Source organism: Phormidium sp. CCY1219, from assembly GCF_055795085.1.
The window spans coordinates 1-11475 of sequence record NZ_JAYFEQ010000290.1 but is presented as its reverse complement, the minus strand read 5'-3'; the positions used below and the strand labels follow the sequence as shown (position 1 = coordinate 11475).

The window sequence follows — 11475 nt, the reverse complement described above, 5'->3', positions numbered from 1 at the left end:
GGCCAGCCTTGCCTGTTCTTGATAAGGAAAGAAATTTGCAGAGGACTCAATATTGCTGCTGGCAAAGGTTTGATTGCGTTTTTGGTCGCAACTTTCCATAGTAAGTTCAGTAGAGCCGAAATTTTTACAATGGAAATTGCCGAAAAGTAGATAAAATCTCCTCCATTAGCCGCTTGTTCTAATGCAGTTAATGCTGCGGGGGACAATCTGGGTAAATCAAAAACATACCAAATGAGGGTATGGGTATCTGCTACGACTGATAGCATCAAACAATCTGCCTGGGAAAATTACCCCAAATTTCTTTTCGGGCTTGGGTGATGTCTTTTTCGGTAATATCTACGGCTAAGTCAGCACACAACCCTTTGACGCTCTTTAAGGGGTGTTTAGGAGTGGTTTGGTGATGAAGAAACTTGGCGAAATCTAACACTTCTTGCTGTTTATCCGGTGTCAATTCCCGCAAGGTTTACAAAACGGCTTGTTCTAAATTCATGGCTTGATTGCCTCCGCTATTATTTCAGAATTATTGTAACGCTTTTGCTACTGCTGTAGAGGTTCTCCCTTCAGATAGCCTACGTAGGGTGCGTGACCCCCGGCTGCCAATCCGTGGGAGAATTGTTCAATTTTGGCGGGGGGGGGTCACGCAGCTAGCCAGGGCGACAAATTGCCCGATCGCCTTTGGGTGGAATATGCAAATTAAATGTGTAACCTCCGTAGCCTCTCAACCCTCAGCTATTGACAATTCGTCTAATTTCGCGCGTACTGCTTGGATATCTTGCCACATGAGCCATTTGGGAGAGCCTTTTTCCCGGGAGGGGTTTCGCAGGAGATAGGCGGGGTGAAAAATCGGCATACAGAGTCGCCCTTCCCAGGGGAACCACTGACCGCGAATTTTAGTAATGCCGCGCTTGTCGCCAAGCAACCCTTTAACCGCAGTTGCGCCAGTTAAGAGAATAATTTTCGGATTGATGAGGCGAAGTTGTTCGAGGAGGTAAGGTTTGCAGGCGGCGATTTCGTCGGAGGTGGGGGTGCGGTTGCCTGGGGGTCTGCACTTATTGACATTGCAGATATAGACCTCGCGATCGGTGCTGAGGTTGACCGAGGCGAGAATTTTTTCTAACAGTTCGCCACTTTTGCCCACAAAGGGCAAGCCGGTTTCATCTTCGCGTTGTCCGGGCGCTTCGCCGACGATCGCGATCGCGGCGTGGAGATTGCCTCGTCCGATGACGGCGTGGGTGCGGTTCCCTCCCAATTCACATCGCTGGCATCGGTGACAGTGGTTAGCCATCTGCTCGATGGTTTCATAGGTTCCTGGTGGAATGGGGACTTTGCCATCTAACGGAATCCAATCTCGATCCACCGATGGTTCTGGGGTCGGTTCCGATGCATCGGAAAAATCGAACAGATTGAGTTGCTTCGGGTCGCTCATTCTCAGTTGATAGTATGTTATGCAAGCGTGCAAATTATGTTGCTTTACGCTTTCGTCGGCGTCGCCTCGCGTCGGCTCGATCGCGCAAAGTGCTGGTAACGCGGGAAGGTAGGATTGGATATTGCGATTGCCGCCTGCTTCCCGATTGCCAATTGCCGATCGCGTTTCATGCGCGGGTGCCTTTGGCTGTAGTTGTGCGTTTCCGGTGCCCTGGGTTTTAGACTACCCTGCCGCAGGGGAAAAGAGACAATTTGTCAAGCATGGGGTACAGAATCAGAGATGATAGAGGCAACGAAAAGGAGCTAAGGGCTGGAGGATTCAATGACACCTGCCCCATTATTTTACGATCGCAGGGCAGCCGGCGAGCAACTTGCCAAAGCGATCGCGGCGCAAATCAGCCAACTGGATCCGGCAGAGGTGGAGAAACCGCCGATTGTCTATGCCCTCCCGCGTGGGGGATTGCCCGTCGCCGAACCGGTGGCGCGGCGGTTGGGTTGTCCGTTGGATATTATGGTGGCGAAAAAAATTACCCGCCCGGACAATCCCGAACTGGCGATCGGTGCTGTTACCGCAGATGGGCAAGTCTTGTGGGTGAAACAGCGATCGCGACGGTTTCGGTTTCGACGGTTAGCGCAAGCGGAAGCGACGGCGAAAGCACAAGCCCAGGAAGCCTTATTTGCCTCGAGGCGTCCGCAAGTACAGCCGGCAGGGGCGATCGCCCTGTTGGTGGATGATGGGATTGCCACCGGCATGACAATGGCAGTTGCCGCCCAAGGGTTGCGAAAGCAACAACCGGCCCAGGTGTGGATCTGTACGCCAGTTGCACCCGCCGAGTTGATGGAAGTGCTGACCCAGTGGTGCGATCGCCTCGTAGTCTTGGCCAACCCCCAACCCTTCCTCAGCGTCAGCCGCTTTTACGAACAATTTCCCCAGGTGCAAATCGAAGAAGCGATCGCCAATTTACACCAACAACAGCAATGGCTATCCGGAGATTAAACCAACCTCTCGGAATCCACCGATTAAGATAAGAAAGAGCGCAAAATACTTGGCCTTTCAATAGTAGCGAGGCGCAGACTTGGGAGAGAATTTACCACTGATGTTCGCTCTTGAAATATCGGTAAAATAGAAGCGAATTAATTTTATCTGAATAATTGAAATGAGCAATTGGCAAACCTATTGGAATACAGTCCTCATTTGGGTGGAAGACGATCCACCTCGGGCGGTGGAACTGCTGATGTTAATCTTAGCCGCAATTATGGCCGTCATGTGGGTGCAACGGCCTCAAGATTGGCCGTATTTGGTATTGTTTACCAGTTATGTGGTGGGTTCGGCAACCTCAATTTGGGTAAGAACCGCGATCGCGCCGGTAAATCGAACCCGCAGGATTCAGGCAACCGGAGTTTTTGTCTTAACCCTCTTGTTTGCCTTGTGTAGTATGGCGCAGTTGTTTTACGGGTACGGCACTTGAGCCAAACTGCAGCGAGTTACCACTGACGGGGTTGGGATTAACGAGATTGATGCAAAATCAAGCGATTGCCTGCCGGATCGCAAGCATAGATTTCGCGACCGTGTTTGGCCGGGAAAATTTCGCCGGGGGGCGGACAGCCTAAAGTGTGAAGATGGGCGATCGCCGCCTCCAAATTATCCACTTCAAAACACAAACTCATGCTGCTGTGGCCCGGGTGGGCAAATTCCGACTCGTGGGATGCTTTAGGGCGGAAAATGCCCAAAGTCAACCCGGGCAGGGAAAATTCAGCATAAACATTGGGAATCAACACATGAGGTTCGATTCCCAGCCATTGGGTGTAAAACGCCAACAGGGGCGCGAAATTCACTGCCGATAGGGTGACAAACCCCCGATGATAGTGCCAAGTCATGGTAGGCAACCGAAACGAGACATCCGCGAGGCCAAGCAGGGGGTCAGTTCCCCACCAATGCCCCGAGCGCTTCATCTCAACTTTACCATTGCCAACCGCTATTTAAAGAGTTGATGAAATCGCCCTATGTAGGGTGACTCGGAGTGGATAAGGCGCTTATAGTGGCACATGAGGCGGTCGAAAAGCACTGGCGGAATAGATCGACAGATGGGGGAAAGCGCCTCAAGCGTCAAGTCTGAGTAGGAGAAAACAACATGAATCCACGCAAATCATTATTCAGCCTCGCCCTGGCCACCTTGGGAGTCTGTGCCTTACCGGGGGCAGCAGATGCCTTTACCCTCAGTCGCGTCAGTGACGACTATGCATTTAACGACATCATCGACGAGCTGTCATTTGTAGCCGAAGGGAGAATTGGCGGCAATAGTACCTTCGAGCTAGATATCCATGAAGACCATCCAGGGGTGATTCTTCCTGGAGATTCCGCTGAGTTTAGCTGGGACAATGGCGTAGCGCAAGCCTTCGAGCTGATGTACGATGCGGTCAATAGTCTGGTCACCTACACCGTGGGAGATGTCACCTTAGACTACACCGCCACGGATCCGTTTAGCGATATCTTCATCCGCACCCGGGCCGTGAATGCGGGCAGCAGTATAGAGGTGAACAACTTATTTCTTGACGAGACGGCGATCGATGATTTTTCCATTGCCAATACGGATGACGGCGTAGAATATCTGCGAATTGGCGGATTATCCGGCGATAGCTTCAAACTGTCTGGGGATTCGATTATGAGCTGGCTGGGTGAGGCCCCGACCCAATCGCGTCTCGCCTATCAAATCAAAGTAGGCACCAGCAAAGACGGATCCGTGCAGCCGGAAGACGTTCCCGAACCCGGTACGGTATTGGCATTGGTAGTGGGTGCAGGTGCCTTGGGTTTGACCCGTCGTCGCCGCGAAGAAACCGCCTAAGATAAGACCCTCGCCTTCGCCAGTGCTGCGAGAATAGTGCCACGAAAGGGCTAGGGAAGCTGGAAAGAGTTTCGGTAGGGCGTTTGCGGTTCATCCCACTGGTTTAAGCAAGAGTCCCACCTCCGATTTGGGGGTGGGATTTTTTGTCGGACCGTTCCCCTCATCGGGGCAGGTGGTCTAGATTAATAAGAACAACAGCTATTATGCTGGTAAATTAAACAGGACTTATTACTCCATTAAGCTGGACTGATTTAAGTCTCTCCCCGATTCGAGACCGTCAAGGGACTCGATCGCCCGGGGATCGACCCTCATCCGGACGGCAGGCGTACCGATCCCAAGACGGTCGATCGAGGGAAACATCCGAGTAAGCACGATCGCTAGAGTGGGTACACAATATGCATCTGAGTGAACTGACACACCCAAACCAGTTGCACGGTTTGTCGATTCATCAACTCGAGCAAATTGCTCGACAAATTCGCGAAAAGCATCTAGAAACCATCGCCGCCAGTGGCGGGCACTTAGGTCCGGGGCTAGGGGTAGTGGAACTGACCCTGGCTCTTTACCAGACCTTAGACCTCGATCGCGATAAGGTAGTCTGGGATGTGGGGCACCAAGCCTATCCCCACAAACTGATTACTGGTCGCTACAATCGCTTCCACACCCTGCGACAAAAAGACGGGGTTGCCGGCTATCTCAAGCGCGGCGAAAGCAAGTTCGACCACTTTGGCGCAGGTCATGCCTCCACCAGCATCTCCGCCGCATTGGGAATGGCCCTGGCGCGAGACCTGCAAGGGGAGCAATATAAAGTGGTGGCGGTGATTGGAGATGGTGCCCTGACTGGCGGAATGGCACTAGAAGCGATCAATCATGCGGGTCACTTGCCCCACACGAACTTGATGGTGGTGCTTAACGATAACGAGATGTCGATTTCCCCGAATGTGGGTGCGATTCCTCGCTATCTAAATAAAATGCGCCTTTCCCCGCCGGTTCAGTTCCTCAAAGATAACTTAGAGGAACAGTTCAAACATCTGCCGTTTGTGGGAGAAACCTTCACGCCGGAAATGGAACGGCTGAAAGAAGGGATGAAGCGCTTGGCTGTGCCGAAAGTGGGCGCGGTGTTTGAGGAATTGGGCTTTACCTATATCGGCCCGGTGGATGGTCACAATCTGGAAGAACTGATGACCACCTTTTCTCAGGCGCATCAGATGGAAGGACCGGTGCTGGTGCATGTGGCTACGGTGAAGGGCAAAGGATACGCGATCGCCGAAAAAGACCAAGTGGGCTATCACGCGCAAAGTCCTTTCAATCTCGCCACCGGCAAGGCACTTCCTTCCAATAAACCCAAACCCCCGAGTTATTCTAAAGTCTTCGCTCAAACTTTAATTAAACTCGCCGAAGATAATCCGAAAATTGTCGGCATCACCGCCGCAATGGCAACCGGCACTGGGTTGAACAAACTGCAAGAAAAACTGCCCAAACAATACGTCGATGTGGGCATCGCCGAACAACATGCGGTGACCTTGGCGGCGGGATTAGCCTGCGAGGGAATGCGCCCGGTAGCGGCGATTTATTCCACTTTCGTGCAACGGGCCTACGACCAAATCATTCACGATATCTGCATCCAAAAGCTGCCGGTGTTTTTCTGTCTCGATCGCGCTGGGATTGTGGGTGCGGATGGTCCGACGCACCAAGGTCTGTACGATATCGCCTATCTGCGTTGCATCCCCAATATCGTGCTGATGGCACCAAAAGATGAAGCGGAATTGCAACGGATGCTTGTGACGGGAATTAATTACACCGATGGCGCGATCGCCATGCGCTATCCTCGCGGTAGCGGTTATGGTGTGCCGCTGATGGATGAAGGTTGGGAACCGGTGGAAATTGGCAAAGCGGAAATTCTTCGCAATGGCGACGATCTGCTCCTCCTCGGTTACGGTTCGATGGTTCATCCGGCAATGCAAACGGCGGAAATTCTCAGCGAACATGGCATCGAAGCTACGGTGGTCAATGCCCGGTTTGTCAAGCCTCTGGATACGGAGTTGATTTTACCCCTGGCCCAACGCATCGGTAAGGTGGTGACGATGGAAGAAGGCTGCATCATGGGCGGTTTTGGTTCGGCGGTGGCGGAAGCTCTGCTGGATAACAATATCACCGTGCCGGTGCAGCGTCTGGGCGTACCGGATAAGTTGGTGGATCACGCGAAGCCCGATGAGTCTAAGGCGGATCTGGACTTGACGCCTGCACAAATGGCCGATCGCATTTTACAAACCTTCCAATCCCCGGTGTCTGTTGTCCGTTAATTAACTGAGTGAGTCATTCGCTCTATCAAAGCGTTACAAATTCCAGGGAAAGAGAACCCCGGGAAGCCTGGTTTTTCGGCGTTCTCTTTCTCTGGATTTACGCTTTTTTGGCCTCTTTTTTGTGGATTGAAAAGTTTACGCGAGGCATCCGGCTCATCCTGATTCGGAAACTGGTGGGATTTTGGCAAACTATTCGTCATAGATTCGGCTGGTCGAGTACAATAACTTAGAAGCGCTTAACCTAGTTTTTGTGGATTTGTTATGTCTGGAAATCCCCCTGTGTATCCCGTGGTGTGGAAAGAAGACCGCGTGATTCTTATTGACCAAACGCGACTGCCTGCAGAACATACGGTGGTGGAAATTCGCCGCTATGAGGATATGGCAGAAGCGATTAAAACTATGATCGTGCGCGGGGCACCGGCGATTGGAGTTGCGGCAGGGTATGGGCTGTATTTGGGGGCGCGGGAGATTCAAACCCACGATCGCACTGCGTTTTTGACCCAGCTTGAAACCGTGGCGGAAACCCTGCGCCAAACTCGTCCCACAGCGGTGAATTTGTTTTGGGCGATCGCTAGAATGCTGAATACCGCCCGCCAGACTCTCGGATCGGTGGAGTCGCTGAAAACTCTGTTGCTGGAAACGGCAAAAACTATTCAAAGGGAAGATTTGCAAACCTGTGAGGCGATCGGCGATCGCGGGGTGGAAGTGTTGCCCGCAACGCCGGAAAAACTGCGAATTTTGACCCATTGTAATGCCGGTGCATTGGCAACGGCAGGATATGGAACCGCTTTGGGGGTGGTGCGATCGGCTAGGAAGCGCGATCGGCTCGAAAGAGTCTATGCAGACGAAACTCGCCCCCGCCTGCAAGGGGCAAAACTCACCACCTGGGAATGCATCCAAGAAGGCATCCCCGTTACCCTACTCACCGATGGCATGGCGGCTCATTGCATGAAACAAGGCATGATTGATGCCGTGGTTGTCGGGGCCGATCGCATCGCCGCAAATGGCGATACCGCCAACAAAATCGGCACCTACAATTTGGCGATTGTTGCCCAAGCGCATCAGGTTCCGTTTTTCGTCGCTGCCCCCTTATCTACGGTTGATTTTGAATTGCCCAACGGCAGTGAAATTCCCATTGAAGAACGGGATGTTTCGGAAGTGGCTCGAGTGGGCCAAACAACCATTTGTCCCTCGGGGGTGGAGTTTTACAATCCCGCGTTTGATGTAACCCCTGCGGAGTTAATTGCGGCAATTATAACCGAATATGGTGCGGTTTCGCCTGGGAATTTACAGCAGTTTCAAGCAAAGCAAGTGGTGTAGGGTTTTCCCACCCGATGAGGGAATGCGGCGCTGTTCCCTCATCGGTGAAAGAACACCCAACCGGGGGGTTGGCTTATCCCGGTTGGGACAAGCGTGCCACTAAGCCAAAATGGTCTGAAGGAAATACATGGGGATTGTGGGGAAATATCGGTTTGGTGCCGAGAAGTTCGATGGATTGGGGTTGCCAATTTACCGATTTTGTGGTATGCAGCAAAATGCGATCGAACCGCACTTGTTTTTCTTTCCCTTTTTGTTCCAGTCTCATCAAATTAATATCCGTGTCTTCGGTGTACCCAGCTTCTCCGGGTCTTAATTTAGCCCACAAATCCACATATCGCGGGTCTAAATTATCATTTTCGTTCCAGCTCGAACAAAAATTAAAATCACCCATTAAAATCGCTGCTGGAGCGGTTTCTAATTGGGGAAAAATTAACGACAGTTGCTTGGCGCGGATGGCGGTGGAGCTTTTTTGACTTTCTAAATGAACGCTGGCGAGTTTCAAAGGGTGTCCGTTGAGGAGAATATCGGCAACAATTAATTGCCGATACATGGTCGTGGGTAAGTGGTGCAGGGATAAATTGTGCAGGGGGAAGCGGGAGAGCAAAACCACGCCGTAGGGGTCAACAGTTTTCCCGGTGATGTCGGAAATAAAGTAGTGTTCTCGTACCCAGTCTTGTTGCAAGATAAGCGCCAGGGAGTCTGGGGTGATTTCTTGCACGGCGATCGCATCGGCGTGACAAGTTTTCAGAATCTCTAACCATGCCTTGCAGCGTTCTCGAAAACAAAATTCGGCAAACCACACATTATAGGTGGCGACGGTAAGTTCGGTAGCGATGATGTTCTCGGGCGCATCAGTTGCCGGCACCCAAGCGCCGGTTTCGCGGTTGAATCTCCAAGGGGTTAATGATTGGATGGCAGAAGATTCCATTGTTAACAGAGGGAATTGATTTTCGAGTGGGGAAGCAAATCGGCGGGGATTAAAATCCCCGCCCGGTGTTGCTGGGGGGAACGAGAGGATGGAAAAAAATGGGATTAGGAGTGGGGTTCGCCAAACAGAACCATCGAACAGTGCAACTGTTGAATCACCTCGCTGGTGACATTACTGATGGCTAAACCACCGGCAGTGCGACGGCGGATGGAACGCAGAATAACCAAATCCATCGATTCGGCGGCGCGCAGGATAACTTTAGCCACATCATCATGGGGAACGGTTTTGATAGAGAGATTCACTTGCGGTCCGCCTTCTTTAACCAGTTGAGAGAGTTGGAATTCAAAGCGATCGATTTGGTCGAGGGGGGTGCGCCGATCGCAAACGTGAAGCAAGGTAATTTCCCCTTCATTAGAATCGGCAAATAGTTGAGCAAACCGGACCGTTCGCAGGGTTTGGGGGGTCAAATTTTTCACCGGTACCAAAATGCGATGAATGTTAATCGGTTCGTCCATTAAGCGCATCACCGCAACGGGACAGTGGGAGGACCAAAACACATCATTAATCACATTCCCAAATAACCGGGCGCGCAAGCTGGTGGTGGCACTCCATCCCATCACCACCAGACTGGCGCTTTGTTCGCGCGCCACGCGACTGATTCCGTGGGCGATATCGTCATCGATTCGCACTTCGGGTTCGGCGGGGACGCCAAACTCCTTGGAGGTCTCCAGGGCGCGATCGAGCAGTTTCTGACTTTGGTTGAGGGCGCTGTTGAGTTGCGGGTCATCCATGTGGACGTGGGCGATTGCCACGGAGACGGGAACGATGCGCCCGGATTCGTGACGGGCCAGCAGTGCCGCCATTTCGATTAAATAGCGTTCCGTGAGGGGATTGTACACCGGGACGACCACGGTAAAAGGGCGATCGCCGCCGTTTTGGGCGTTGAAATCCAGCAGTTTTCCTTCATGCTGGTCCGTTTCCCACCAGATCTCGCGGTTGGAGTTCTCGAAGTTGGTTTTCGGTAAGGGCAAACCACTGGCAAAGCGCGCTGTCATTAACGGACCGAGAATCGATGTCACCAACATCAAGACAATCACCGCGTTAAACACTTTCGGTTCGATGACGCCTTGTTGCACCCCCACGAGGGCTGCGGCTAAGGTGGCGGCAACCTGGGGCAATGACAACGACCACATGGTAAGGGCTTCGAGCCATTTGTAGCCGTAAACTACTTTTGCCAGGGTGGCGGCGATGAATTTGCTGACCATCAAGCCCACCACAATCGCCAGGGTGAGTCCCAAGGAGGTGGTGAGGGTTTCGGCAAAGGCATTAATATCGAGCAGCAGTCCCATCCCCACAAAAAAGAAAGGGATAAACATCACACTGCCGACGAATTCTACCTTTTCTTTCACCGGACCATTTCCCACTACGTCGTTTACTGCCAATCCGGCGAGGAAGGCCCCGACAATTTTATCCACGTTAATAAATTCCGCGCCGACGGAAGCGAGAAAAACTGCTAGCAGGACGAAGAGAAATTGGTTGCCTTCTTCATCACCGGTGCGCCGAAAAAATTCTTTCCCGGCCCAGTCAAACCCAAACAATACGGCAAAGGAATAAATCCCTAATGCGGCAAGTTGCAAAAACAGACTGAAGGCGGAGAATTCGCCGGCATTGATGGAGACGCAAATGGCGAGAACCAGCAGGGCGGCAATATCGGTGAAAATTGTGGCACCAATGGTGACGGTGACGGCTTCATTGCCCACTACGCCTAAGCGGTTAACGATTGGATATCCCAATAAGGTATGAGAGGCGAGCAAAGATCCGATGAGAATTGAAGGCGTCCAATCGAAGCCGAAAATGCGCCCGATTAAGGCCCCGGTAATTAAGGGGAGCAAAAAGGTGGCGCTGCCAAATCCCATCGAGCGATTTTTGGTTTTGCGGAATTGAACCAAATCGATTTCTAATCCGGCGACGAACATCAAGTAGATTTTTCCGATGTCCGAGAGCAACTTCATCGTGTCCTCGTCGGGATTGAGTAAATCTGCGCCATCGGGTCCGAGAAGTACCCCCGCCACTAACAAGCCGACTAATCCGGGAAGTCGAAGTTTTTCAAAGATGGGGGGAACGGTCAAGATGACCAAAAGGAGAATGGTAAATTCAACGATTGGACCGTCTGGAATTAAGCTTAAAATCTGTTCCATAAGAGTGTCATTAAAGGCCAGCAAAGCGCAAACAAAATGAGTTTTTAACGGAGAATAGGTTTCATAAAAACATTACATGGAGCTTGCAGGAGTTAGAACAAAGATAGCTTAGTTTGATAGGAAAATGCAAGGATGGCTGGGGGGTTTTGCAATGGGTGGGGGGAGGGGTTTGGTGGAAAGTGCGGCTTGCCGGTTTTTTGGTCACTATAGCATTTTCGATAGGGGATGAACTGCCGGGTTGTTTTTTTCGGTGGGGAAGGCACTATAGGCCGATCGCAGGACTTTTGTGCGGGGGAGAGGTCTGCGGTAGCGTGGGGTGGCGCGGTATTTTATGGCAGTTCTCATATGGGTGAGGTAACGAATTTTTTACTTCGGAGGTGCCGACGCGGTTGGGACTATTCGGCAGCGGATCGCATCAAGAAAGAGACCTGCTATATTTCACCACCACCACGCGATCGGTG

11 protein-coding genes are annotated in these 11475 nt (G+C 51.9%); 5 read left to right on the top strand and 6 right to left on the bottom strand.

Translation table 11 applies throughout. From position 1 onward, the window contains the following. The 3 genes from AC0QH1_RS04740 to AC0QH1_RS04730 all read right to left on the bottom strand — a co-directional run. Positions 1 to 266, bottom strand: a 266-nt coding sequence (locus AC0QH1_RS04740; protein WP_473154728.1) for a PIN domain-containing protein, incomplete at its 3' end; no start/stop codon positions are given. Continuing rightward, positions 266 to 451, bottom strand: a complete 186-nt coding sequence (locus AC0QH1_RS04735) for a hypothetical protein (RefSeq protein ID WP_324629758.1) — start codon at positions 449 to 451, stop codon at positions 266 to 268. The genes AC0QH1_RS04735 and AC0QH1_RS04740, both read right to left, overlap by 1 nt. A 267-nt stretch (positions 452 to 718) precedes the next feature. Further along, complete coding sequence (locus AC0QH1_RS04730) at positions 719 to 1426, bottom strand: uracil-DNA glycosylase (protein ID WP_324629757.1); 708 nt, start codon at positions 1424 to 1426, stop codon at positions 719 to 721. A gap of 321 nt (positions 1427 to 1747) precedes the next feature. On the opposite strand from AC0QH1_RS04730, the gene AC0QH1_RS04725 reads away from it, so the two are divergent. Both AC0QH1_RS04725 and AC0QH1_RS04720 read left to right on the top strand, forming a co-directional pair. Continuing rightward, positions 1748 to 2422, top strand: a complete 675-nt coding sequence (locus tag AC0QH1_RS04725) for a phosphoribosyltransferase (RefSeq protein ID WP_324629756.1) — start codon at positions 1748 to 1750, stop codon at positions 2420 to 2422. Between the two features lie 160 nt (positions 2423 to 2582). Continuing rightward, positions 2583 to 2894, top strand: a complete 312-nt coding sequence (locus AC0QH1_RS04720) for a hypothetical protein (RefSeq protein WP_324629755.1) — start codon at positions 2583 to 2585, stop codon at positions 2892 to 2894. 37 nt (positions 2895 to 2931) lie between these two features. Here the strand turns inward: AC0QH1_RS04720 and AC0QH1_RS04715 are convergent, their stop codons facing one another. Next, positions 2932 to 3303 carry a VOC family protein gene (locus AC0QH1_RS04715; RefSeq protein ID WP_324629754.1) on the bottom strand — a complete coding sequence of 124 codons (372 nt, stop codon included), beginning with the start codon at positions 3301 to 3303 and terminating at the stop codon, positions 2932 to 2934. A 254-nt stretch (positions 3304 to 3557) separates the two neighbouring features. Here AC0QH1_RS04715 and AC0QH1_RS04710 point away from each other — a divergent pair, with 254 nt between their 5' ends. The 3 genes from AC0QH1_RS04710 to mtnA all read left to right on the top strand — a co-directional run bounded on the left by AC0QH1_RS04710 (position 3558) and on the right by mtnA (position 7888). Further along, complete coding sequence (locus AC0QH1_RS04710) at positions 3558 to 4268, top strand: PEP-CTERM sorting domain-containing protein (RefSeq protein WP_324629753.1); 711 nt, start codon at positions 3558 to 3560, stop codon at positions 4266 to 4268. Between the two features lie 395 nt (positions 4269 to 4663). Beyond that, positions 4664 to 6568, top strand: coding sequence for a 1-deoxy-D-xylulose-5-phosphate synthase (gene dxs / locus AC0QH1_RS04705; RefSeq protein ID WP_324629752.1), 1905 nt, complete (start codon positions 4664 to 4666; stop codon positions 6566 to 6568). A gap of 261 nt (positions 6569 to 6829) precedes the next feature. Continuing rightward, complete coding sequence (gene mtnA / locus AC0QH1_RS04700) at positions 6830 to 7888, top strand: S-methyl-5-thioribose-1-phosphate isomerase (protein ID WP_324629751.1); 1059 nt, start codon at positions 6830 to 6832, stop codon at positions 7886 to 7888. A gap of 73 nt (positions 7889 to 7961) precedes the next feature. Here the strand turns inward: mtnA and AC0QH1_RS04695 are convergent, their stop codons facing one another. Together AC0QH1_RS04695 and AC0QH1_RS04690 are read right to left on the bottom strand one after the other, a co-directional pair. Beyond that, on the bottom strand, positions 7962 to 8816 hold the full coding sequence (locus AC0QH1_RS04695; RefSeq protein ID WP_324629750.1) for an endonuclease/exonuclease/phosphatase family protein: 855 nt from the start codon (positions 8814 to 8816) through the stop codon (positions 7962 to 7964). 104 nt (positions 8817 to 8920) lie between these two features. Then, entirely contained in the window at positions 8921 to 11014 is a 2094-nt protein-coding gene (locus AC0QH1_RS04690) for a cation:proton antiporter (RefSeq protein WP_324629749.1), read from the bottom strand. Positions 11015 to 11475 lie beyond the last annotated feature (461 nt).

Coding starts and splice junctions, on each gene's coding strand:
- AC0QH1_RS04725 (WP_324629756.1), top strand. CDS start 1,748: ATGACACCTGCCCCATTATTTTACGATCGCAGGGCAGCCGGCGAGCAA.
- dxs (WP_324629752.1), top strand. CDS start 4,664: ATGCATCTGAGTGAACTGACACACCCAAACCAGTTGCACGGTTTGTCG.
- AC0QH1_RS04690 (WP_324629749.1), bottom strand. CDS start 11,014: ATGGAACAGATTTTAAGCTTAATTCCAGACGGTCCAATCGTTGAATTT.
- AC0QH1_RS04715 (WP_324629754.1), bottom strand. CDS start 3,303: ATGACTTGGCACTATCATCGGGGGTTTGTCACCCTATCGGCAGTGAAT.
- AC0QH1_RS04695 (WP_324629750.1), bottom strand. CDS start 8,816: ATGGAATCTTCTGCCATCCAATCATTAACCCCTTGGAGATTCAACCGC.
- AC0QH1_RS04710 (WP_324629753.1), top strand. CDS start 3,558: ATGAATCCACGCAAATCATTATTCAGCCTCGCCCTGGCCACCTTGGGA.
- mtnA (WP_324629751.1), top strand. CDS start 6,830: ATGTCTGGAAATCCCCCTGTGTATCCCGTGGTGTGGAAAGAAGACCGC.
- AC0QH1_RS04720 (WP_324629755.1), top strand. CDS start 2,583: ATGAGCAATTGGCAAACCTATTGGAATACAGTCCTCATTTGGGTGGAA.
- AC0QH1_RS04730 (WP_324629757.1), bottom strand. CDS start 1,426: ATGAGCGACCCGAAGCAACTCAATCTGTTCGATTTTTCCGATGCATCG.